At 66.7% G+C, this 22,471-nt stretch carries 18 protein-coding genes; 5 read left to right on the forward strand and 13 right to left on the reverse strand.

What is annotated here, in order from left to right; genetic code table 11:
• Positions 1 to 216: 216 nt before the first annotated feature.
• The 5 genes from ACE2AC_RS08995 to ACE2AC_RS09015 are packed head-to-tail and all read right to left on the reverse strand — an operon-like array spanning position 217 to position 4,956.
• On the reverse strand, positions 217 to 1,383 hold the full coding sequence (locus ACE2AC_RS08995; protein WP_375691757.1) for a mandelate racemase/muconate lactonizing enzyme family protein: 1,167 nt from the start codon (positions 1,381 to 1,383) through the stop codon (positions 217 to 219).
• A gap of 9 nt (positions 1,384 to 1,392) precedes the next feature.
• On the reverse strand, positions 1,393 to 2,688 hold the full coding sequence (locus tag ACE2AC_RS09000; RefSeq protein ID WP_375691758.1) for a TRAP transporter large permease: 1,296 nt from the start codon (positions 2,686 to 2,688) through the stop codon (positions 1,393 to 1,395).
• Complete coding sequence (locus ACE2AC_RS09005) at positions 2,688 to 3,182, reverse strand: TRAP transporter small permease (RefSeq protein ID WP_375691759.1); 495 nt, start codon at positions 3,180 to 3,182, stop codon at positions 2,688 to 2,690. The genes ACE2AC_RS09000 and ACE2AC_RS09005 overlap by 1 nt, the downstream gene beginning before the upstream one ends.
• Positions 3,183 to 3,193: 11 nt before the next feature.
• Positions 3,194 to 4,207, reverse strand: a complete 1,014-nt coding sequence (locus ACE2AC_RS09010; protein ID WP_375691760.1) for a TRAP transporter substrate-binding protein — start codon at positions 4,205 to 4,207, stop codon at positions 3,194 to 3,196.
• Between the two features lie 35 nt (positions 4,208 to 4,242).
• On the reverse strand, positions 4,243 to 4,956 hold the full coding sequence (locus ACE2AC_RS09015) for a FadR/GntR family transcriptional regulator (RefSeq protein WP_375691761.1): 714 nt from the start codon (positions 4,954 to 4,956) through the stop codon (positions 4,243 to 4,245).
• A gap of 281 nt (positions 4,957 to 5,237) precedes the next feature.
• On the opposite strand from ACE2AC_RS09015, the gene ACE2AC_RS09020 reads away from it, so the two are divergent.
• Positions 5,238 to 6,770, forward strand: coding sequence for an ABC transporter substrate-binding protein (locus ACE2AC_RS09020; protein WP_375691762.1), 1,533 nt, complete (start codon positions 5,238 to 5,240; stop codon positions 6,768 to 6,770).
• Between the two features lie 72 nt (positions 6,771 to 6,842).
• Positions 6,843 to 8,231: an amidohydrolase family protein gene (locus tag ACE2AC_RS09025; RefSeq protein ID WP_375691763.1), complete on the forward strand. Its 1,389-nt coding sequence runs from the start codon at positions 6,843 to 6,845 to the stop codon at positions 8,229 to 8,231.
• Between the two features lie 167 nt (positions 8,232 to 8,398).
• Here ACE2AC_RS09025 and ACE2AC_RS09030 read toward each other — a convergent pair whose 3' ends face one another.
• Genes ACE2AC_RS09030 through ACE2AC_RS09050 form a run of 5 tightly spaced genes read right to left on the reverse strand, consistent with a single transcriptional unit; the run spans position 8,399 to position 13,595 of the window.
• Complete coding sequence (locus ACE2AC_RS09030; RefSeq protein WP_375691764.1) at positions 8,399 to 9,931, reverse strand: ABC transporter substrate-binding protein; 1,533 nt, start codon at positions 9,929 to 9,931, stop codon at positions 8,399 to 8,401.
• 23 nt (positions 9,932 to 9,954) lie between these two features.
• Positions 9,955 to 10,773 carry an ATP-binding cassette domain-containing protein gene (locus ACE2AC_RS09035; protein WP_375691765.1) on the reverse strand — a complete coding sequence of 273 codons (819 nt, stop codon included), beginning with the start codon at positions 10,771 to 10,773 and terminating at the stop codon, positions 9,955 to 9,957.
• On the reverse strand, positions 10,770 to 11,747 hold the full coding sequence (locus ACE2AC_RS09040; RefSeq protein WP_375691766.1) for an ABC transporter ATP-binding protein: 978 nt from the start codon (positions 11,745 to 11,747) through the stop codon (positions 10,770 to 10,772). The genes ACE2AC_RS09035 and ACE2AC_RS09040 overlap by 4 nt, the downstream gene beginning before the upstream one ends.
• Complete coding sequence (locus ACE2AC_RS09045; protein ID WP_375691767.1) at positions 11,744 to 12,637, reverse strand: ABC transporter permease; 894 nt, start codon at positions 12,635 to 12,637, stop codon at positions 11,744 to 11,746. Before ACE2AC_RS09045 ends, ACE2AC_RS09040 begins: the two co-directional genes overlap by 4 nt.
• 40 nt (positions 12,638 to 12,677) lie before the next feature.
• Positions 12,678 to 13,595: an ABC transporter permease gene (locus ACE2AC_RS09050; RefSeq protein WP_375691768.1), complete on the reverse strand. Its 918-nt coding sequence runs from the start codon at positions 13,593 to 13,595 to the stop codon at positions 12,678 to 12,680.
• Between the two features lie 206 nt (positions 13,596 to 13,801).
• Between ACE2AC_RS09050 and ACE2AC_RS09055 the strand changes: the two genes are divergently transcribed.
• Genes ACE2AC_RS09055 through ACE2AC_RS09065 form a run of 3 tightly spaced genes read left to right on the forward strand, consistent with a single transcriptional unit; the run spans position 13,802 to position 17,346 of the window.
• On the forward strand, positions 13,802 to 15,235 hold the full coding sequence (locus ACE2AC_RS09055) for an amidohydrolase family protein (RefSeq protein ID WP_375691769.1): 1,434 nt from the start codon (positions 13,802 to 13,804) through the stop codon (positions 15,233 to 15,235).
• A complete protein-coding gene (locus ACE2AC_RS09060) occupies positions 15,225 to 16,427 on the forward strand; it encodes an MFS transporter (protein ID WP_375691770.1) in 1,203 nt (400 codons plus the stop codon). Before ACE2AC_RS09055 ends, ACE2AC_RS09060 begins: the two co-directional genes overlap by 11 nt.
• 28 nt (positions 16,428 to 16,455) lie before the next feature.
• Positions 16,456 to 17,346: an IclR family transcriptional regulator gene (locus tag ACE2AC_RS09065; RefSeq protein ID WP_375691771.1), complete on the forward strand. Its 891-nt coding sequence runs from the start codon at positions 16,456 to 16,458 to the stop codon at positions 17,344 to 17,346.
• 25 nt (positions 17,347 to 17,371) lie between these two features.
• Here ACE2AC_RS09065 and ACE2AC_RS09070 read toward each other — a convergent pair whose 3' ends face one another.
• Genes ACE2AC_RS09070 through ACE2AC_RS09080 form a run of 3 tightly spaced genes read right to left on the reverse strand, consistent with a single transcriptional unit; the run spans position 17,372 to position 22,399 of the window.
• Positions 17,372 to 19,075 (reverse strand): dihydroxy-acid dehydratase, encoded by a 1,704-nt coding sequence (locus ACE2AC_RS09070; RefSeq protein WP_375691772.1) that lies wholly within the window; start codon positions 19,073 to 19,075, stop codon positions 17,372 to 17,374.
• 13 nt (positions 19,076 to 19,088) lie between these two features.
• Positions 19,089 to 20,534, reverse strand: a complete 1,446-nt coding sequence (locus ACE2AC_RS09075) for an NAD-dependent succinate-semialdehyde dehydrogenase (RefSeq protein WP_375691773.1) — start codon at positions 20,532 to 20,534, stop codon at positions 19,089 to 19,091.
• A 32-nt stretch (positions 20,535 to 20,566) separates the two neighbouring features.
• On the reverse strand, positions 20,567 to 22,399 hold the full coding sequence (locus ACE2AC_RS09080) for a TRAP transporter large permease subunit (RefSeq protein ID WP_375691774.1): 1,833 nt from the start codon (positions 22,397 to 22,399) through the stop codon (positions 20,567 to 20,569).
• Positions 22,400 to 22,471: the final 72 nt, after the last annotated feature.

Raw genomic sequence — 22,471 nt, forward strand, 5'->3', positions numbered from 1 at the left:
GCCTTGCGGCGAAAGTCGGCTATCCGCCCATTCGTACCAAGAGCTTCAACTCGCGCCTTAGCTGTCAGCAGACCCTTGTCTGCCCCAAGGCTGCTTCACGCACGTACAAGAGACGCAGGTCGCGGCCTCCGAACGGCAGAAAGGGGTTCTTTGCGAACTATTTCCGCGACTCCATTTCGAGCCGCGGTTCTTTTTCTTCTTCCGGAGGCCGTACAACTATTGATCCACGACGCCGCCATCGAGGTGACGACGCATCGAGACGGCCCGGGTAATCGGAGGCCGAATTTCCTCGGCGTCGTCGCGCAGCTCGATCCCCAAGCCTTTGCGGTCGTCGATCCTCTGCATGAAGCCGTGCTCGATCGTGAAGCGTCCGTCGACGACGGCCTGTCCGAGCAGTTCCGGCGTGCTTTCCAGGACCATATTGTCGTACCCGGTCGGGTATTCCTGGATATGCACGTTGTCGCGCGCAAAACCGATGGCCGAACAGGCTGCGACACCGATCGGAGAAATCGGGTTGTGCGGCGCGACCTTCACGTCATTCGCTTCCGCGATGGCCGCGACCTTAAGCGCGCCGGTGATGCCGCCGCAGACGCCGACCGACACCCGGGCGAAAGACAGCGCGCGGCGTTCGATCGCCATCTTGAACTGGTAGATGTTGAAATAGCGTTCGCCCGTGGCGATCGGCACCGGCGATTTCGCGGCGACCTCGGCCATGGCGTCGATGTTCTCGGGACGGATTGGGTCTTCGAGCCAGCCGGGGCGATACTCGGCCGCCTCGCGGGCGAAGGCGATGGCCTCGGCCGGGGTCAGCCGGCGGTGCAGCTCCAGCATCAGGTCGACGTTCGGTCCGGCAGCCTCGCGGCAGCGGCGCACCGTTTCCATCCCCATTTCGACAAGACCCGACTGGCCCAGGAAATAGGGCTGGTCCTCTGGCTCGTCGAGGAAGGGGTTGAGGTGACCGAGGGCGGTGAAGCCCTCCTGCGCCTTCTCGCGTGCGAAATCGGCGACCTCGTCGACGGTCTTGGCATAGACGTGGGCATAGACCCGCAGTTTGTCGCGCACGGCCCCGCCGAGCACGTCGTAGAGCGGCGCGTTGTAGGACTTCGCCTTGATGTCCCAGAGCGCGATGTCGACGGCCGAGATTGCGCCGCCGACGGCCGCACCGTTGAAATGGGCAAACCGGTGCATGATCTGCCAGTGCCGCTCGATCCGGCGGGGGTCCTGCCCGATCAGGTAGTCGCAATACTTCTGCAGCGCGGCCTCGGAGGCTTCGAGATGCCCCCAGGCGCCGCTTTCGCCGAAGCCCCGGATGTCATTGTCGGTGATGATCTCGACGAAGAGGAACTGCCCCACGCGGCGCGGGCGGGCGGAACGGATTTTCACTGTAGTCTCCTATCTGTAGCCGAGGGCGTTCGGCAGGGCGGTCACGATCCCGGGGATCAGGATCAGGACGCAGAGGAACGCGGTCATGATCACGACGTAGGGAATGGCCACGCGGAAGAGCACGCCGATGCGGACATGGGCGACCTTCTGCAGGGCGTAGAGCACCATGCCGACGGGCGGGGTCATGAGGCCGAGCGTCAGGCTCATCGCCATGACGATGCCGAAGTGGACGAGGTCCATCCCAAGCCTATCGGCGATTGGCAGCAGGATGGGTGTGAGGATGATGATGGCCGGGGTCTGCGCCATGAAGCAGCCGACGACGCCCCAGATCAGCAGGAAGAGGAACATCACGACTGTGGCGTTCTCGGAGACCGAGGCGACCAGGTTCGCCAGCGCCTGCGGAAGCCCGAGGCGGAGCATGATAACGCCGAAGGCCGAGGTCATCGCGATGATGAACATCAGCGTCGCGGTGTCGAGGACGGTGCCCTTGAGTTCCTCCAGAAGCTGGCCCCACGAGATCTCGCGGTAGACGACCATTGTGAGAAAGAGCGCGTAGACGACGGCCACGGCCGCGGCTTCGGTCGGAGTGAAGATCCCGCCGTAGATGCCGGCGAGGATGATCCCCGGGGTCAGCATCGGGAGGAAGGCCCGGACCGCCTTCTGGCCAAGTTCGCGCGCCGGCGGGATGGACCCGGTCGGCAGGCCGCGCCGGTGCGCCTGGTAGAACACCCAGCCCATGAAACAGAGCGCCAGCAGGATGCCGGGGATGATCGCGGCGAGGAAGAGCGTGGCGACCGATTGTTCGGCCTGAACCGCATAGGCGATCAGGACGATCGAGGGCGGCAGGCAGGGCCCGAGCAGCGACGAGGCCGCCGTGACGCCGGCCGAGAAGTCCTCTGGGTAGCCGTTGGAACGCATTGCCTTCATCTCGACCGCGCCGAGGCCCACGACATCCGCCGTGGCCGAACCTGACATGCCAGCAAAGATGAAGCTCGCCAGCACGTTGGCATGACCCAGCCCGCCGCGCAGCGGCTGCGAGATGGCCGAGACGAAGTCGAACAGGCGGACGGTCACGCCACCACTGTTCATCAGCCGTCCGGCGAGGATGAAGAAGGGGATCGCGAGCAGCAGGAAGTTGTCGATCCGGTCGATGGCGAAGCGCGCCACCATCTTCGGGACGACCTCCCCGAGCGGATCGCCGAAGATGACCCAGCCACCGATGATCGAGGCGAGCCCCGCGGCGATGGCGATCATCAGCCCTGCGAGGATCAGCAGGACCACCATGAGTGTGAGAAGTATCGGCATCAGGCGTCCATCCCCTCGTGCTGGGTCGGGTGATAGACCTCGGGGTCACGCCAGGTGACCAGGACCAGCAGCGCGAAATAGGCCAGCGACAAGCCCTCGACCAGGTACATGGAGCCGATCGGGAGGGTGGGCAGCGAAATGAAGGTCATCTTCCACGTCGCCTGCATCTGCAGGAACGCGCCCCAGGCAAAGTAGGCCAGGACCAGGAAGGTGATCGCCTTGAGCACGACGATATAGGCCAGCGCGGCACGGCCCGGGATCAGCCGGACGAAGAAATCGACCGCGATATGCTCCCCGCGGACATAGGCCGCGGGGAGGGCTGCATAGACCGACAGGATCAGAGCGAGGCGCGAAAGCTCCTCGGTCCAGGCCAGCGGAAAGGAGAGAAGGTAGCGAAAGAGGACCTGGCAGAGCACCGTGATCACCATGACGACAAGCATGAAGACCGAGATGCCCAGCCAGACCCGCTCCGACGTGCGGATGAAACCGTTCACTTCAGGCCAGCTCAGTTCGAGGCCGGTACGGCGGTCGTGGCGTCGACATCGGCAAGGAGGCCCGCGCGGCAGTTCGCCTGCGCGTATTCCTCGAGGATCGGGCGCGCAGCGGCGCGGAAGGCGGCCTTATCGGGCTCAATGATCTTTGTCGTCCCGGCCTCTTCGATCTTGGCGCGCACCTCGGCATCCTCGGCGGCAACCGCGTCATAGAGCCAGTCCATCGCCTGCTGGAGCGTCTCGTCGAACGCCGCCTTCTGTTCGTCGTCCAGCCCCTCGTAGAAGGCGCTGTTGGTGTAGACGATGTTGTAGGTCCAGACGTGCTCGGTCATGCTGACGTAGTCCTGCACCTCGTGGAAACGGTTCGAATAGATCGTCGAGAGCGGGTTCTCCTGCGCGTCGAACACGCCCTGGCGCAGGGCGCCGTAGAGCTCGGACAGAGCGAGCGGCGCCGGTTGCGCACCATAGGCGCCGAAGACCTTGGCCCGCAGGTCATTGGTCACACGCATCTTCAGGCCCTGCATGTCGCCCGGTTCATTCACCGGCACGTTCGCGGTCACGTTGCGGCTGCCACGGCGACCGACGCCCGAGATCTCGATGCCGTAGTTCGCCTTCATCGCGTCCGAGGCTTCCTTGCCGATCGGTCCCCGCCAGACGGCGAACCCCTGGTCTTCGCTCTCGTAAATGTATTCGGCCTCGAGGCACTGGTATTCGGGCGCGGCAAACTGCAGGACGACCGGTGAGCTGAGGTTCACGTCGATCTCGCCCGAGGACAGCTGCTGGATCAGCTCGCGGGTCCCTCCGAGCGTGCCGCCCGACAGAATGTTGATCGTCAGGTCGCCACCGGTTCGATCGGTCAGCAGGCGGTTCCATTCCTCCATCGCCTGAACGCTCACGTCGTTCTGGTTGAGAATGGTGGCCAGCGTGATGTTCCGCGCCGAAACGGCCCCCGCCAGGGCCATGCAGATCCCGCCGGCCAGTGCGGTTGCACCGAGAATTGGGCGCACGTTCAGAATGGTCTTCTTCATTGGTTCCTCCTCCGTTGGATATGTGTGGTGAGCCGTCAGTCCCGGGCGAGCGCCTGGAGCCTGAAATGCTCTTCCATGCGGCGTCGCGCCTCCTCGGCGTCGCCTGACTTGATGGCCTCGAAAATGTGCCAGTGCTGATCGCTGCGTTCGGCTGCGGGGCGCGGCATCAGGCCGACGCTTTCCCAGGTCGAACGGAAATACCGGTGCGCCTCGCGTTGCAGCGCGGTCATGTAGGGATTGCCGCAGTGATCGCCGATGCATTGCTCGAAACTGAGGTCGATGGCATGGGCGCGCTTGCTGCGCTCCGGCTCGGTCTCCGCAGCTTCGAGGCAGGCCTGTAGCGCGGGGATCAGCTCGGGCGCGGCGCAGCGCGTGGCAGCCTCGACGATGGCACAGTCGAGCACGCAGCGCGCCTCGGTGGCCTGCCGCAGGCGGGTGCGACGCTCTTCGGACCCAAGATTGTCGCGATCCATGAGCGCAAGCTTCTGCGGCTCCTTCACGAAGCTGCCCGCCCCCTGGCGCACCTCGATGATGTCGAGGGCCGCAAGATAGCCAAGCCCCTCGCGCACGGCACTGCGGCCCACGCTGAGCGATTCCGAGATCTCGCGCTCGGTCGGCAGGCGGTCGCCCGCCTTCAGGTTACGCGAGGCGATGACCTCCTGGATGCGGCGCGCGACCTCTTCCGACACACGCTTCCGCGCGATCGGCTTCAGGCCCTGAGTGAGGTCGTTCGAGGTTGCGTCAGTCATCATCACGAATCATAAGGTCACCAGTTGTCTGACCAATTACGAGATACTGAGCGGCCTGGTCAAGCAGAGGTGCGAGCCATTCGCTGGGTGAAGGGCAGCGCTGAAGCCCTACGGGTCGTCCGCAAGATTTTTCGCGATACGATAAAAATTCAATAAATGAGCGCCAAATCAAAAGATATCCCGGATTTTTTCGGGATATGCTTGACTAAACACCGGAGATCATCGGCATCATGGAATTTGAGAGACGCAACAATTCCATATCATGAAAAACAGGTGAGAACATGAAGAAGCCGCTTCTGGCAACGGCAGCCGCCCTGGCGCTCTGCAGCGCCTCTGCCCCGGCGCTTGCCGGCAAGGCCGACGATTCCTTGGTCTGGGTGACCAACATCGAGGCCAACGTACCGCTCGTCTGGTGGGAGAACCTCGTCGATATCGCGGCGATGCAGCACCACTATTTCGACACCCTCGTCTATCGCGACCCGAAGACGATGGAATACCTGCCGCTGCTGGCCTCGGAATGGTCGCGCGTCGATGACCTGACGCTGGAATTCAAGCTGCGGCCCGGGGTCACGTTCCACGATGGCAGCGCCTTTGACGCCGACGACGTGGTGTCGAGCTACACTCACCTCATCGACCCCAAGACCGGGGTGATGAACGCGAGCCTCGTGAAGTGGATGAGCGGCGTCGAGAAGGTCGATGACATGACTGTCCGCATCACCACGGCCAAGCCCTTCCCTGCCGCCTTCGAATTCCTCGCCAGCACCCGCATGGGCATCATGCCGTCCGAGGTCTGGGACAACCCGCCGAAGAACGCCGCCGGTGAGCCCGACTATGCCAACATGCCGGTCATCGGCACCGGCCCCTACAAGATGGTCTCGTTCCAGCCGGGCGGCGACATGATCCTCGAGCGCAACGAGGACTATTTCGACGGGCCGAAGGGGCATCCGGCGATCAAGACGTTGCACATGAAGACCATCCTCGACCCGGAAACCGCGGTGGCCGAACTGATGGTCGGGTCGGTCGACTGGGTGACCGGCCTGACGCAGGACGCCGTCGACAACCTGCGCGGCCTGCCGGGGGTCACCGTGCTCGACGGGCCGGACATGCGGATTTCCTACCTGATGCTCGACGCCACGGGACGGTCCGGTGACACGCCGGTGAAGGACCTCAAGGTGCGGCAGGCGATTGCGCATGCCATCGACAAGAAGAGCATCGCCGAGAACCTCGTCGGCCCCGCTGCCAACGTTCTGAACGCGGGCTGCTACCCGACCCAGGTCGGTTGCTCTCAGGATGTGGAGCCCTATTCCTACGACCCGGCCGAGTCGAAGAAGCTGCTGGAAGAGGCTGGTTATGGCGAGGGTCTGAAGGTCACCGTCGACGCCTACCGCGACCGCTACCTGCTGGAAGCGATCATCGGCAACCTGCGCGAGGTCGGGATCGATGCCGACATCAACATGCTGCAATGGACCGGCCTGCGCTCCAAGATGAACGACAGCAAGGTCGAGATCGCGCAGACCGGCTGGGCGTCCTCGGGGCTGAACGACATCTCGGGTATCGCCTCGGTGTTGCTGAAGATGACGCCGGACGATTACTGCCAGAACCAGCAGGTGAAGGACCTCCTCGACAAGGCCGACACCACCATTGACGCCGAACTGCGCGACGCGACCTACAAGCAGGCGCTCGACATCGTGGCAGCCGAGGCCTGCTGGATCCCGCTCTACTCCCACTCCAAGCCCTACGCCTATGCCGAGGACCTCGACTTCTTCGCCACGGCCGACGGCTTCCCGCTGTTCTTCCTCTCAAGCTGGAAGTGACGCGCAATCCCCATACCATCCGCAGGGCGCCCCTTCCGGGCGCCCTGCCCCGTTTCTGAAGGAAGACCCGAAATGACAAGAACCTTGCTGAAGGGCGGACAGATCCTGTCCATGGACGATGCCATCGGCAATCTCACCGGCGACGTGCTGGTCGAGGACGCGCGGATCGTCGAGGTGGCGCCCGTGATCGAGGCCGAGGATGCCGAGGTGATCGACGCCGCGAGCGCCATCGTGATGCCCGGCTTCGTGAACGCGCACCTCCACACCTGGCAGGGCGCGATCCGGGCCATCGCCGCCGACTGGCCCTCGGGCGGATACTTCAAGCATGTCCATGCCGGCATCTCGACCAAGTATGCACCCGAAGACACCTATATCGGCACCCTCGTCGGTGCGCTTGCCCAGATCGAGGCCGGCACGACGACGCTCTTCGACTGGTGCCACAACAACGCCACCCCCGCCCATACCGACGCCGCCGTCGACGCGCTGGAGAAGGCCGGGCTGCGCGCCGTCTTCGGCCACGGCACGGTGAAGCCCGAACCGAAACCTGGCGAGCCGCATTTCTCCACCATCCCCCACCCGGTGGCCGAGATCGACCGCCTGAGGAAGGGCCGCCTGTCGAACGACGACGCGCTGGTGACGCTGGCGGCTTGCATCCTCGGCCCGGACTATTCCGGCATCGAGGTCTGCCGCCACGACTTCCGCATGGCGCGCGACTACGGCCTTCTGTCGAGCGCGCATATCTGGGGCCTGAACCGTCTGGTGCCCGACGGCTACCTGACCATCGCGCGCGAGGGGTTGCTGGGACCGGACCACAACATCGTGCATGCCAACTACATCTCGGACGAGGAACTGAAGGTCATCCTCGATCATGGCGCCACCGTCACCTCGACCCCGCCGGTCGAGCTGGGGCCGCACCCGGTCGAGCCGCTGGTCAGCCGCATCCTCCGCATGGGTGGGCGCCCCTCCATCGGGCCGGATGTCGAGGTCGACGTGACCGGCGGGATGCTCGAGACGATCCGCGCCTCGCTGCTCGGCGCGCGGCTGTACAACACGAAATACGCCGATGAGCACCTGGCCGAAGAGGACGTCAAGGAGCGCAAGGTCGGCGTGCCGACCGCCCGCGTCACCGAACCGCCGGTGCCCTCCATCGAGGCGCTGAAATGGGCCACCATCGACAATGCCCGCGCCCTGCGGCTGGATCACAGGATCGGCTCGCTCACGCCCGGCAAGCAGGCCGACCTGATCGTCGTCCGGCGGGACTCGCTGGCGATGATGGGCACGGTGGACCCGGCCCAGACGGTGGTGCATTTCGCCCAGAATGCCGACATTGAAACGGTGATGATCGGCGGCCGGGTCCGGAAATCCGGCGGCAAGGTGCTGGGGGTCGACATGGCCCGGCTGGCCCGGGACCTGGCGGCCTCGGCCGAGCGGCTGTTCAGGGCCTATCCGGTCACGATCTGACACATCCGGGCGCCGGCCTCCTCCACCGCCCCGCGTGCCGAAGGGCAGCCGACCCGTCCCGGCGCCCGGACCAGGCTGCGACCGATCCAGCCAGTCACTGGCCCTCTGGGACAAAAATGGGGCGCCCGTGGGCGCCCCTTTCCAGTCACGGGGAAACCTGTTCGCCCTCACTCCGCCCATTTCGCGAGGAAGAACAGCGGGAAGCCGTCGGCGGTCGGGAAGAAGTCGAGCGCCTCGTTATGGGCATAGACCTTGGAGTAGGAGAAGAGCGGCACCCAGCAGACCTCCTCGGCCACCTTGGTCAGCGCCTCCTTGTAGACGGCGGCGCGGGCCTCGGGGTCGATGGTGCTGTCGCCCTTCTCCAGCAGCGCCTTGATCTCGGGCGACTGGCAGAGGTCGTCGGGTGCCATCTTCAGCAGCACCGAGGCGATGGCCGAAACGTCGTTCAGGCCCGAGGACGCCCAGGTCCGGATCGCCATGTCGATATCGCCGTTGTTCAGCCGCTCGCGCAGGCCCGACCATTGCAGGTAGGTCAGCCGGGTGGTGATCCCGGCCTGCTGCAGGTAGCCCATCACCGCCTCCGCATGGGGCCGTTCGCGGTAGGCGCCCATCTCGATGGTGATGCCGTCCGGGTAGCCCGCCTCGGCCAGCAGGGCCTTGGCCTTCTCGGGGTCGTAGTCGTAGGTCGGCACATCGTCGGTGCAGCCCACCTGGGTCGGGTAGCAGGCCGCGTTCACCACCTGGCTGGCGGGTCCGACGATCTGTTCGGCGATCGCCTTGCGGTCGATGGCATGGGCGATGGCCTGCCGCACCTTGAGGTTCGCCACCGGCGTGTCGCCGTTGCGCCCGGTGCGGTCGAGCACGAGGTAGGCGATCCGCATGTCGGGCCCGGCGGTCGTCGCCACCCCCGGCATCGCCGAGAGTTGGTCGACCATGTCCACCGGCAGGTCGGTGATCCAGTCGATGCCGCCGACCATCAGCTCGGCCACGCGGGTTTCCTGGTCGGGGATGGTGCGGAAGGTGATCGTCTCAATCGCCGGATCGCCCTTCGGCCCGTCGAAGTAGTTCGGGTTCTTCTTCAGCGTCAGCGTCTCGCCGGGCGAGAAGCTGTCGAGCATGTAGGGCCCGGTCCCGATCGAGGGCATCCGCGCGAAATCGGGGCTGCCATCGGGCTTGGCGGGTAGGTTGTCCCAGACCTCGGCCGCCGGGATCGCCATGCGGGTGCCCGACAGGAATTCGAGCGCCGGCGGGAAGGGTTCTGCCATGTGGATGCGGATGGTGGTGTCGTCGATCTTCTCGACGGATTCCATCCAGTTCACCAGGCTGGCATTCACCACGCCGGTCTCCGGCTTCAGCAATTCGGTGTAGCTTTTCACCACGTCGTCGGCGTTGAAGGCGCTGCCGTCGTGGTAGGTCACGTCTTCCCGCAGCCTGAATTCCAGCGTGGTGTCGTCGAGCCATTCCCAGCTCGTCGCCAGCAGCGGCTTGTATTCCATCGTCTCGGGGTCGCGATACACCAGCGTGTCGTAGATGTGGTACATCATCGCGCCCATCTCGCTGACGGTGTCCCACCAGACGAAGGGCACGCTGATCTCGCGGTCGGTGGACCAGATCAGCGAATTGTCGTCGGGGCCGGCCATCGCGGGCGCGGCCAGCGCCAGGGCGGCGGCCCCGGCCAGAAGGGAAGTGCGCAGTCTCATCATCATGTCTCTCCGTGCTGGGGTCAGGCGGCTGTGGCGGAAATGTCGGGCAGGCCCTTGCCGGGTTCCGGCGTGAGGATCGAGGCCAGCAGCATCCGGGTGTAATCGCTCTGCGGCGCGGCGAAGAGCTCGGCCGTTGCGCGGTGTTCGACCACCTCGCCGCGGTTCATCACCATGACCTCGGTCGCGATGTGCTCGACGACGGCAAGGTTGTGGGAGATGAGGATGTAGGTCAGGCCGAGCTCCCGCCGCAGGTCCTGCAACAGGTTCAGGATCTGCGCCTGGATCGACACGTCGAGCGCCGAGGTCGGCTCGTCGCAGACCACCAGCTCGGGTCGCGCGATCAGGGCGCGGGCAATGGCGACGCGCTGGCGCTGGCCGCCCGACATCTGGCTGGGAAAGGCCCCGGCCAGACGCGTTGGCAGTCCGGTCAGATCCATCATCTCGTAGACCCGCTTTCGGATCTCGCGCTCGGGTAGGCCCGCCACGCGCAGCGGCAGGCCGATGATCGTCTCGACCCGCTTGCGCGGGTTCAGCGACAGGTAGGGATCCTGAAAGATCGGCTGGATATGCGTCGCGCGCTGCTTGCGCGACATCGCCGCCATCGAGCGACCCTGGAACAGCACCTCGCCCGCGGTCGGCTCGTCGAGGCCCAGCAGGATCTTGGCGAGCGTGGACTTGCCGCAACCGGATTCGCCGACGATGCCCAGCACCCCGCCCCGTTTCACATCGAGGCTGACGCCGCGCACCGCCTGCACGATCCGCTTGGGCTTGCCGAAGCCGCCGGAGACGCCGAAGTCGCGGCGGATGTCACGGGCGCTCAAAAGGATCTCGTCGCTCATGCCGCGGTCTCCTCGGGAGTGAAGTTGCATTCGTAGGCGTGGGTCGCGGCGGCGTAGCGCTGATCGGCCCGCTGCGCGCAGAGCGGGGTGGCAAAGGCGCAGCGGTCGCGGAAGGCGCAGCCCTGCTGCGGTCCGACGAGCGAGGGCACCACGCCGGGGATCGCGCCGAGCGGCTCGCCCGGGCGGGTCTTGCCCGGCACCGGGATGCAGTTGATCAGCGCGCGGGTGTAGGGATGGCAGGGCCGCGCAAAGAGCTCGGCCACCGGCGCGGTTTCCACGATCCGGCCCGCGTACATCACCGCCACCCGGTCGGCGAACCGCGCCACCAGCCCGAGGTCGTGGGTGATGAAGAGGATGCCCAGCCCCATCTCGCGCTTGAGGTCCTGCAGCTGCCGCAGGATCTGAAGCTGGATGCTGACGTCGAGCGCGGTGGTGGGTTCGTCCGCGATCAGCAGGTCCGGTCCGCAGATCAGCCCCATGGCGATCATCACCCTCTGCCGCAACCCGCCCGAAAGCTGGTGCGGATATTGCGACAGCCGCTCCTCGGCATTGGCGATGCCGACGCGCTTGAGCATGTCCACCGCATGCGCCCGCGCCTCGGCCCGGGTGGCGGGGAAGTGGCGGAGATAGACCTCCTCCAGCAGCGAGCCGATTGTGAAGCTCGGGTTGAGCGAGGTCATCGGGTCCTGAAAGATCATCGACATCCGCCGCCCGCGCAGTCCCATCCACTGCTTCTCGGACAGCTTGCGCAGGTCGGCTCCGTCGAAGGACAACGCATCGGCCCCGACCGTCGCGACCTTGGGGCTGAGCCCCAGCAACGCATGCGAGGTCAGCGACTTGCCGCAGCCGGATTCGCCGACGATGCAGAGGGTTTCCCCCTTCTCGACCGAGAAGCTCACGCCGCGCACCGCGTGCAGGGTGCCGCGCGATCCGGCGATATCGATGGTCAGATTGCGAATGTCGAGCAGGCTCATGCGCGGCCCTCCGGTGCGGTGACGTCCCGGATGCCGTCTCCGAGCAGGTTGATGGCAAGGACGAGGATGAAGAGTGCGGCACCCGGGATCGCGATCACCCAGGGGCGGAAGAACATGTGGCTCTTGCCCTCGGAAATCATCAGGCCCCAGGACGGCGTCGGCGGCTGGACCCCGAGCCCGAGGAAGCTGAGCGCCGCCTCGAACAGGATCGCCTGCGCGATTTCCAGCGTGGCGACGACGATCAGCGCGCCCATCACGTTGGGCATGACCTCGGTCAGCAGGATGCGCGGAATCGAGGCCCCGGCCGCGCGGGCAGCCGAGAGGTAATCGAGCGTGCGGATCTGCTGGGTCGCGGCGCGCATTACCACGGCAAAGCGGTCCCAGACCAGCAGGCCCAGCGTCCAGATCACCACCGTCAGCGACCCGCCGACGAGGGCGACCACGACCAGCGCGACCAGCATCGCGGGCAGCGCGAGGCGCACGTTGACGACGAAGCTCACGATGAAATCCGGGATGCCGCCGAAATAGCCCGCCAGCACGCCCATCGTGGTGCCGATCACCAGGGCGATGGCGGTAGCACCGAAGCCGATCAGCAGAGAGATCCGCGCGCCGTAGAGGATTCGCGACAGGTAGTCCCGACCGAGTGCGTCGGTGCCCAGCGGATGCTCCCAGCTGCCATCGGCGTACCAGACCGGCGGGATCAGCCGCTCGGTCAGGTTCTGGGTGTAGGGATCGTGAGGCGCCAGCACCGGGGCGAAGAGCGCGATCAGCAGGATGATTAGAACCAGCGTGCCACCGATCATCAGCCCGGTGTGGGACCGCGCCCGGCGCCAGGTGTCCGAGGACGGGCGCGGCGGCGCGGTGTCGGCAAGGGCGGCGGATTGGGTCATGGTGTCGGTCGCGGTCATTTGGTCGTGTCTCTCCATGCCGTCACTGCACCCGCAGGCGCGGGTCGAGCAGGCCGTTCAGGATGTCGGCGAAATAGTTCAGGGCGAGATAGATGACCGAGATGATCAGGACGAGCGCCTGCATCACCTCGAGGTCGGTGCGCTGGATCGACTGCCAGCCGAGCCGCCCGATCCCGTTCATCGAGAAGACGGATTCAACGATGATCGAGCCGGACAGCATGAAGCCCAGCTGCACCGCCGTCAGCGAGACGACCGGGATCATCGCGTTGCGCATCGCGTGCCGCAGGATCACCCGGCGGCGCGGCAGGCCCATGGCCCGCGCGGTTCGGATGTAGTCGCTGTCGAGCACCTCGATCATGCCGGCGCGGGTCAGCCGCATGATTGCGGGCGTCGAGAAATAGCCGAGCGCGATCGCCGGCATCACGTAGTTGGCGAAGGTCGCGTCGCCCGAGATCGGCAGCCAGCGCAGAGTGACGCCGAAGATCAGGATCAGCAGCAGGGCGAAGAAGAAGTTCGGCAGCGCCTGCCCCACAACCGCGATCGACAGCGCGATCCGGTCGATCAGCGTGTTGCGCCGCGTCGCCGCCAGCACGCCGAGCGGCACCGCCAGCAGCAGTGCGAAGATCAGCGCCAGCCCGGCGAGCCTGGCCGTCACCGGCAGCCGCTCGAGCACGACCTCCATCACCGGGCGCTGCAGGATGTTGGAAAACCCGAGGTCGCCCCGCATCACGTCGCCCAGCCAGCCGAAATACTGCGCGGGCAGCGGCTGGTCGAAGCCATAGGCCACGCGCACAGCCTCGATCTCCTCGGACGAGGCCTCGGCCCCGGCCAGCGCCACCGCCGGGTCCCCGGCCAGCCGCACCAGCGCGAAGGTGATGACCGAGACGCTCACCAGGACCAGAAAGGTCAGCCCCAGTCGTTTCAGTGCGTAGTTGAGCACGTCTTCCCCCTGCAGTTCAAAGATTCCATATCATGAAATCTGTGTCGTCGATATTTTCAGCATCTCTGGAAGGAAATCATCAAGTCAACGCGTTTCGTGAAAAAAATGGATTGCATCCCTCTTGATGGGCAGCTTGGCCCGTAGAATAGTCACAGCAGGCATCGGATGATCTCCGAATATTTCATTATGCTGAAAATGAGGCGCAGATGACCGCATATTTGATTCGAGGGGCCGCGATCGTTTCGGTCGATCCGGAGGTCGGCAACCTGTCGCGAGGGGACATCCTGGTCCGCGACGACCGGATCGCGGCCATCGGGCCGGACCTCGGGGTCGAGGATGCCGAGGTGATCGACGGCACCAGGATGATCGCGATGCCGGGCCTCGTGAACGCGCACAATCACCTCTGGCAGACGGTGATCCGCGGCATCGGGTCGAATTTCGGCGGTGCGGACTACTACAACTACCTGCACGCGGGCGCGGCCCCGGCCTATCGGCCGGATGACCTCTATTACTCGGAGCTCGCGGGCGGCCTGTCGCAGATCGACGCCGGGACCACGAGCGTCTTCGACTGGTGCCATAACAACCCGACCCCCGAGCACACCGATGCCGCCATCGACGGCCTCGCCGCCAGCGGCGTGCGGGCGCTCTTCGGCCACGGGACGGTGAAGCCCAAGCCGAAGCCGGGCCAGCCGCATTTTTCGGAAATCCCGCATCCGCGCGCCGAAATCGAACGGCTGCTGAAGGGCCGCTTCGCCTCGGACGACGCGCTGATCACGCTGGCCATGTGCGTGCTGGGACCGGACTATTCCACCATCGACGTCTGCCGGCAGGACTTCGCGCTGGCGCGGGAGGTCGGGCTGATCACCTCGGCCCATGTCTGGGGCCGCCGCAACCGGCTGAACCCGGGCGGCTACCTCGACCTGCAGAAGGAGGGCCTTCTGCCCGCGGGCCACAACGTCGTGCATGCCAACTACATCCCGGATGAGGAGATCAGGGCGCTCGTCGATGCAGGCTGCACCCTGACCGCCACCCCGCCCGCCGAACTGCGCGGCCACGGCGTGCCGCCGTTGATCGGCCGCGTCGCGGACCAGGGCGGCCGCCCCTCGGTCGCCAACGACAGCGAGGTCGGCGTCACCGGCTCGATGTTCGAGACGATGCGCCTGTCGCTGCAGGCCGACCGCTTCTACCGCAACGTCCAGACACAGCGCGAGCTGGAAGAGGGCACCAACCCCGAGGCCGCGGCCTTCGAGGCCGAGAACCTCAAGACCATCGGCACCGGCGGCGGCGTCTACCAGAAGGAACAGATCACCACCGGCGACGCGCTGAAATGGGCGACGATCAACAACGCCCGGGTGATGGGGATGGAGCACCTCATCGGCTCGCTCACCCCCGGCAAGAAGGCCGATATCGTGCTGCTGCGGCGGGACGACTGGAACATGTCCCCTGCCCTCAATCCGGAAAACGCCGTGGTCATGTTCGCCCATCCCGGCAACGTCGACACGGTCCTGGTCGATGGTGTCATCCGCAAGCGGCATGGCAAGCTGATCGACACCGCCTCCGCCGAAACGGCCCGGGCCGAGATCGCCGAACGCGGGCCGCGGCTGATGGCGGACGCGGGGTATCCAGACATTGCCTGGTAACCGCGCGCGCTTCGACGGGCCGGTCCGCCGCCTGGTCTGGCTGATGGCGATCACCGCGGGCGTGGTCGTCGCCAACAACTATTACAACCAACCGCTGCTGGCCGAGATCGCATCGGATTTCGGCCAGAGCGAACGCGCCGCCGCGATGATCGCCACGTTGACCCAGATCGGCTACGCCCTCGGCCTGCTGTTCCTGCTGCCGCTCGGCGACATGGTCGAGCGGCGGCGGATCATCTCGATCCTGCTCATCGCCGCCTGCGCGATGCTGGTGACCTTCGCGCTCACCCCCGCCTTCCCGGCGCTGGTCCTGGTGGGTTTCCTCGTCGGATTCTCCAGCGTGGTGCCGCAGTTCCTGCCGCCGATCGCCGCCCGCCTCGCACCGCCGGGGCAATCCGGACAGGCCGTCGGCTTCGTCATGGGGGGCCTTCTGCTCGGCATCATCCTGTCGCGGTTCGTCGGCGGGCTGTTCGGCGGCGTCTTCGGCTGGCGCGCGGTCTACCTTATGGCCGCCGTCCTGATGCTGGTCCTGCTGGTGCTGCTGCGCCGCAATCTGCCGGTGATGCAGCCGACCTTCCGCGGCAGCTACCGCTCGCTCATCGCCAGCCTCGCCGGCCTCTTCCTGCGCCACGGCAGGCTGCGGCTTCTGGCCTTCGTCGCCGCCCTGCAGTTCGGCGCCTTCTCGATGTTCTGGACGACGATCGTCTTCCACGTCGAAGGCAGCATGCAGGGCGAGGCGACGATGATCGTCGGCCTGCTCGCCCTGATCGGCGCGGTCGGGGTGCTGGCCGCACCGATGGCGGGCCGCCTCGCCGACCGGCTGAGCGCGGGGGCCATGATCTCGGCCAGCGGCGCGTTGATGGCCTTGGCCTTCGTGATGATGGGCGTCTCGGGAGGGACGTTGACCTGGCTGATCCCGGCGATTGTCCTGCTCGACCTCGGGATGCAGGTCGGCCACGTCACCTCGATGTCCGAGGTGCTTCGGCTCGACCCCGACGCGGGCAACCGACTGAACACGATCTACATGGTGATCCGCTTCGGCGGCGCCGCGCTCGGCACCTTCGCGGGGTCGCAGGCCTGGCACTATTTCGGCTGGACCGGGGTCACCGCGCTCGGCGTCGCGATCACCGTGCTGGCGCTGCTGCTCACCCTCGCCTCCCGCATTGCGCCGACGGTCGCGACCGATCATGATTGACCCACGACCGGTAATCGCAGGGAGCGGCATGGACGACGACTACCAGAACCTCGTGCAGCAGCGGCTGGAACCGGCCGACATCACCAATGCCCGCACGCAGGTGTCGATGGAGGATGCCCACACCGCCCGCGCCGCGCCGGGCTGGAAGGCGCCCGCCGACAAGGGCGACCAGACCACCGTGCAGGCGGTGGACCGGGCGCTCACGCTGATCGAGACGCTGGCGGAGGCCAAGCACGAGTTGCGGCTGCAGGACATCGCGCGGATGACCGGGCTGAAGCTCTCGACCTGCCACCACCTGCTCAACACCCTGCTGCTGCGCGGCTACGTCGCCAAGATGGACCGGCCGCGCGCCTATTTTCTGGGTCCCCGGATCTCAGAAATCGCCTCGATGCGGGGCGCACGCTTCGACATCGTGCGCGAAGCGCGGCCATTCCTCGACCGGCTCGCCTCGGAAACCGGCGCGACCGTGCGCCTCGCGGCGTTCGAGGGCACCGACCTGTCGACGCTCTGCGAATTGTCCGGGGAGACCGGCGCCCTGCCCGATGGCCTGGGCATCGTGGACGCGGCCCATGCGACTGCGCTCGGCAAGGCGATCCTCGCCTGGCTGCCCGAGCCGGAGATCGCCCGCGTCGTCGCCGACCACGGGCTGCCAGGCCTGACAGGACGCACCATCGTCTCGCTTGGCGAACTGGTCGAAAGCCTGCGCCAGATCCGACGCCACGGCTTCGCGGTGGAAGATCGGGAATTCGCCGACACCGAAGTCGCCATCGCCTGTGTCATCCGCGACCGCGCCGGCGCGGTCATCGGGTCGGTCGGCGCCTCGGTCCTGGTCGAGAGGACCGACAACGAAAGGCTGCAGGCGCTGCAGCTCAAGGTGGCGGACACGGCGCGCGAGATCTCGGCCAAGTGCCGGATGTAGCGCACCGAGTCGCCAGCCTGCGCGGTCAGTCACCCGCCACGAGGAACCCGAAGTCGCAGCCGTCCTCGGCCTGAAGGATCTGCTGGTCGTATAGCCAGTCATATCCCCGCTTCTTCTCGCGCGGCACCTCCTGCGCGGCGTCGCGCCTTGCCTGCAGATCGGCCTCGGAGACCAGCAATTCGATCCGCCGGTTCTCGACGCTGATGCGGATCCGGTCGCCGTTTCGGACGAGGCCGATCGCCCCGCCCGAGGCCGCGTCGGGCGAGACGTGCAGGACGATGGTGCCGTAAGCGGTGCCGCTCATCCGCGCATCCGAGATCCGCAGCATGTCGGTCACCCCCGCGCGCGCCAGCTTCTTCGGGATCGGCAGGTAGCCGGCCTCGGGCATCGAGGACGGGCTGGTCGGCCCGGCGTTTTGCAGCAGCAGGATATCGTCCGCCGCCACGTCGAGTTCCGGATCGTCGATCCGGGCGGCAAGATCCTCGAGCGAGGAGAATACCACCACGCGCCCCTCCTTCTCGAACAGCGAGGGATCGGCGGCCGAGCGTTTCAGGATCGCCCCGCCCGGCGCCAGGTTGCCATAGAGCGCGACCAGCCCGCCGGTCTGGCGCACCGGCTCGGCGGCGGCGGCGATCACCTTGCGGTCCACCCAGTCGTCCGCCGCCGCGATCCGGTCGCCGATGGTCTCACCTGTGATCGTCCGGGCGTCGAGGTGCAAGACATCGCGCAGTTCGCGCATCACCGCCGGAATGCCGCCCGCGTAGTGCAGGTCCTCCATGTAATGCGCGCCCGTGGGTTTCAGGTCGACCAGCACCGGGGTGCGGTCCGAGATCTCGTTCAGCCGCTTGAGGTCGAGCTTCAGCCCGACCCGCCCGGCGATGGCGGCAAGGTGCAGCACGGCGTTGGTCGAACCGCCGAGCGCCAGTAGCACGGTGACCGCGTTGTCCAGCGCCTCCTGCGTCAGGATCGACCGGGGCGTCCGGTCCGAGCCGATCAGCTCGACCGCAAGTGCCCCCGTCATCTCGGCCATCCGCAGCCGGTCGGCGCTGACCGCCGGGATCGCGGCAGCATAGGCGGGCATCATGCCCATGGCTTCGGTCAGGCTCGCCATGGTCGAGGCCGTGCCCATCACCGCGCAGGTCCCGGCGGTGGAGGCGAGCTTGCTTTCGATCGTGTCGATCTCCTGCTCGTCGATCTGCCCCGAGCGGAACTGCTGCCAGAACCGGCGGCAATCGGTGCAGGCGCCCAGCCGGTGTTCCTTGTGGCGTCCTGTCGACATCGGCCCGGCAACCAGCTGCACCGCCGGCAGGTTCGCCGACATCGCGCCCATGAGCTGCGCCGGCACCGTCTTGTCGCAACCGCCGAGGAGCACTACGGAATCCATCGGCTGGGCGCGCACCATCTCCTCCACGTCCATCGACATCAGGTTGCGGAACTTGAGCGAGGTGGGTGACAGGAAGACCTCGCCGAGCGAGATCGTCGGGAACTCGATCGGCAGGGCCCCCGCCGCCAGCACGCCACGCTTCACCGCCTCGATCATATCGGGGAAGTGCCGGTGGCAGTTGTTGAAGCCCGATGCCGAATGCGCGATGCCCACGATCGGGCGGTCCAGCATCTCGCGGCTGTAGCCCATCGAGCTGGCGAAGGAGCGGCGCAGGTATTTCGAGAATGCCGCGTCGCCGTAGTTGGTGAGTCCCCGGGCAATCCCCTTGGCCTTGTCGTCCGTCATCTGCTTCTCCCGCTCATCCGTAGCGATATTTCACGTATTTCGGCTCGAGGTATTCGAGGATGCCGAGCTGCCCGCCCTCGCGCCCCATGCCGCTGTCCTTCACCCCGCCGAAGGGGATTTCCGCCGCGGCGAGGAGCATGTCGTTGACCCCCACCATCCCGGTCTCGAGCGCCGCCGCCGCCCGGTTCGCCGTCGCAAGCGAGCCCGAGAAGACGTAGGAGGCAAGCCCGAAGGGCGTGCCGTTGGCCCTGGCGATCACCTCGTCGAACTCCCGGAAAGTCGAGATCGGGGCGACCGGGCCAAAGGGTTCCTCGGTCATGATGCACGCATCGTCCGGCACCCGGCCGAGCACGGTGGGTTCGACGTAGAAACCGCGGTTGTGCGCCTGCGGCACGCCGCCGCCCGCCAGCACCTCGGCCCCGCGCCCGCGCGCGTCTTCGATCAGGTCGAGCACGCGGTCGCGGCCCCTCGCGTTGGCCATCGGCCCGAAATCCACCCCGTCGTCGAGCCCGCGCCCGATCCGCGCCTCCCGTGCGGTCCGCGCCATCGCGGCGGCAAAGGGTTCATAGATGTCCTCGTGCACGTAGAACCGGCTGGGCGAGATGCAGACCTGCCCGGCATTACGGAACTTGGTCTTGGCGCAGAGCGCACCGGTGGCCTCGGGATCGACATCCGGGAAGACCAGCACCGGCGCATGGCCCCCCAGCTCCATCGACACCTTCTTGAGCCCCTGCCCGGCCAGCCCCGCCAGCAGCCGCCCGACCGGAACCGAGCCGGTCAGCGACACCTTGCGGATGACCGGCGAGGCGATCAGGTGCGCCGAGATCTCGGCCGGGTCGCCCGTCACCACGTTCAGCACGCCAGCAGGCAGTCCGGCTTCGGCGGCGCATTCGGCGATGTGGAACATCGGCGACGGCGCCTCCTCCGACGGCTTGATGACGATCGGGCAGCCCGCGGCCAGCGCGGCGGCGACCTTGCGCGCGGGCAGCAGCGCCGGGAAGTTCCAGGCGGTGAAGGCCGCGACCGGGCCCACCGGTTCGTAGCGGACGTCGAGCAGCACGCCCTCCTCCCGCCCGTTTAGGCTGTGGCCCCAGATCCGCCGCGCCTCGTCGGCGTACCAGTCGAATTGGTCCACCGCCGCCTGCCATTCGCCACGCGCCTCGGCCAGCGGCTTGCCGGTCTCCTCGCTCATGTCCCGCGCCGCGCGGTCGGCCCGTTCGGCCATCCCGCGTGCCATCGCGCGGAGCAGGCCCGAGCGGGTCCAGCCCGGCACCGCGCGCCAGGCGGGTGCCGCCCCGGCCAGCGTCGCCAGCGTGCGATCCAGGTCCTCGGGGCCCGCCTTCGCGATATGCCCCAGCCGGTCCTCGGTCGCCGGATCGATCACCGCGACCTGCGCGCCACCCGCAGCGGGTTGCCAGCTGCCGCCGATGAACAGTCCGAAACGGTCGTAAAGCGTCATGCCCGGTCCTTTCTGAAATCCCGCCGCCCCGCTCAGAGGTGTTCGACGACGGTGGGTTTCCCGAGTTTGTCCTCGGCGCGGGTGAGGCTGCGCCCGTGGATCGCGCAGCGGATCGCCATGATCAGGCCGCGCACGCTGTAGAGCGCCATCACCGCCCCGGCCACGGGGATCGCCCCGTAGTAGAAGGTCTTGTCGATCTGCATGAAGGCCGTGACCTCGCGGCTCATCGCGGTGAAGTTGCCGCCGACCCAGACCAGCATCACCGCGAAGGCGAGCATGATGAGCTGGATCAGCACCTCGGCCACCCGGCCGAAGCCGGGCATCGAGGCGGTCAGCACCTCGACCCGGTAAAGCGCCCCGTCACGCCAGAGCGCGACGGCGCCCAGCATGATCATCCAGACCGTCGCCAGTTCGCCGATCTCGTCGAAGGTGGCAAAGGGGATCTCGGTCGCCCGCGCGATGACCCGCGCGAGAAGCAGGAAGAAAAGGACGCTGAGGCAGAGGATGACGCCGTAGCGAGTGACATGCGCGACCAGCCGGTCGGCGAAGGTGAGGGTGGTTCTCAGCATGGTCATGATCCGAACCCGAAGAGCCTCGGCACCCAGAGCACGAGGCCCGGCGCGAAGGTGATGATGAGCAGCACGACGATCAGCCCGACGAGGTAGATCCGAGATCTCGCGGATGATCTCGAGCAGGTCGACATTGGCCACCTGCGACACGGTATAGAGGCAGAGCCCGACCGGCGGGGTGATCAGCCCGATCATCAGGTTCAGCACCACGATGACGCCGAAATGCACCGGGTCGATGCCCATCTGGACGACCACCGGCATCAGCATCGGCATGCAGATGACCATCACCGCGATGCCCTCGATGAACATGCCGAGGATCAGCAGGATGGCGTTGATCATCAGCAGCACCGCCCAGGGTTCGTGGGTGACGCCCAGCATCGCCTCGACCACCGCGTTCGGCACCTGCTGCTGCACCAGCACCCAGGAGAACGGCGCGGCGGCCGCCATGATGAAGAGCACCTGCACCGCCTGCCGTCCCGAGGTCCAGAGCACCTCGGGCAGGTCGCTGAGCCGGAGTTCGCGGTAGACCACGATGCCTATGAAGGCGGCATAGGCGGCGGCGATCACCGCGGCCTCGGTCGGGGTGACCCAGCCGAGCAGCAGGCCGCCGACGACAAAGACCGGCATCACCAGCGCGGGCAGCGATCCCACGACGGTGTTCACGCTCTCGCGGAAGTCCGGCCGCTCGGTCATCTTGGGCAGGCCCTTGGCCCGCGCGGTCAGGGCGATGATCACCATCATCGAGATGCCCATCAGGATGCCCGGCAGGATTCCGGCCAGGAACAACGCCCCGACCGAGACGTTGGCAAGGCTGCCGTAGATCACGAACGGAATGCTGGGCGGCACCACCGGCCCGATGGTTGACGAGGCAGCGGTGATCGCGGCGGCATAGCCCGGGCTGTAACCCGCCTCGCGCATCGCCTTGACCTCGATCACGCCGAGGCCCGCACTGTCGGCCACGGCCGAGCCGGACATGCCCGAGAACAGCATCGAGCCGACCACGTTCACGTGGCCCAGGCCGCCGCGCACCCGGCCGACGAAGACCAGCGCGGTGTTGAAGATCCGGTGGGTCATGCCGCCGGTGTTCATCAGGTTGCCGGCGAGGATGAAGAACGGGATCGCCAGCAGCGAGAACGAGGTCATCCCGGTGTAGAACCGCTGGATGAAGATGAAGAGCAGGTCAGGCCCGGCGGCGAACCACATGAGCCCGGCCGCGAGCATGGCCAGCGCGACCGCGATCGGCAGTCCGATCAGGATCAGCGTCACGAGGGACGACATGGTGACGAGGACACCCATTTTGTCAGGCCTTTCCGTCAGAGTTTGGTGAGTGGCGCGGCGGCTCTCCTCGGGCCGCCGCGCCGCGTCGTG

The organism is Pseudooceanicola sp. LIPI14-2-Ac024, assembly GCF_042188925.1.
In the GTDB taxonomy this organism is placed as follows: Bacteria; Pseudomonadota; Alphaproteobacteria; order Rhodobacterales; family Rhodobacteraceae; genus Pseudooceanicola.

What these genes read in the sequence shown, in the direction of transcription:
- ACE2AC_RS09000 (WP_375691758.1), bottom strand. Translation starts at nt 2,688, where the DNA reads ATGCCGATACTTCTCACACTCATGGTGGTCCTGCTGATCCTCGCAGGG.
- ACE2AC_RS09010 (WP_375691760.1), bottom strand. Translation starts at nt 4,207, where the DNA reads ATGAAGAAGACCATTCTGAACGTGCGCCCAATTCTCGGTGCAACCGCA.
- ACE2AC_RS09015 (WP_375691761.1), bottom strand. Translation starts at nt 4,956, where the DNA reads ATGACTGACGCAACCTCGAACGACCTCACTCAGGGCCTGAAGCCGATC.
- ACE2AC_RS09020 (WP_375691762.1), top strand. Translation starts at nt 5,238, where the DNA reads ATGAAGAAGCCGCTTCTGGCAACGGCAGCCGCCCTGGCGCTCTGCAGC.
- ACE2AC_RS09025 (WP_375691763.1), top strand. Translation starts at nt 6,843, where the DNA reads ATGACAAGAACCTTGCTGAAGGGCGGACAGATCCTGTCCATGGACGAT.
- ACE2AC_RS09030 (WP_375691764.1), bottom strand. Translation starts at nt 9,931, where the DNA reads ATGAGACTGCGCACTTCCCTTCTGGCCGGGGCCGCCGCCCTGGCGCTG.
- ACE2AC_RS09035 (WP_375691765.1), bottom strand. Translation starts at nt 10,773, where the DNA reads ATGAGCGACGAGATCCTTTTGAGCGCCCGTGACATCCGCCGCGACTTC.
- ACE2AC_RS09040 (WP_375691766.1), bottom strand. Translation starts at nt 11,747, where the DNA reads ATGAGCCTGCTCGACATTCGCAATCTGACCATCGATATCGCCGGATCG.
- ACE2AC_RS09045 (WP_375691767.1), bottom strand. Translation starts at nt 12,637, where the DNA reads ATGACCCAATCCGCCGCCCTTGCCGACACCGCGCCGCCGCGCCCGTCC.
- ACE2AC_RS09055 (WP_375691769.1), top strand. Translation starts at nt 13,802, where the DNA reads ATGACCGCATATTTGATTCGAGGGGCCGCGATCGTTTCGGTCGATCCG.
- ACE2AC_RS09065 (WP_375691771.1), top strand. Translation starts at nt 16,456, where the DNA reads ATGGACGACGACTACCAGAACCTCGTGCAGCAGCGGCTGGAACCGGCC.
- ACE2AC_RS09070 (WP_375691772.1), bottom strand. Translation starts at nt 19,075, where the DNA reads ATGACGGACGACAAGGCCAAGGGGATTGCCCGGGGACTCACCAACTAC.
- ACE2AC_RS09075 (WP_375691773.1), bottom strand. Translation starts at nt 20,534, where the DNA reads ATGACGCTTTACGACCGTTTCGGACTGTTCATCGGCGGCAGCTGGCAA.
- ACE2AC_RS09080 (WP_375691774.1), bottom strand. Translation starts at nt 22,399, where the DNA reads ATGGGTGTCCTCGTCACCATGTCGTCCCTCGTGACGCTGATCCTGATC.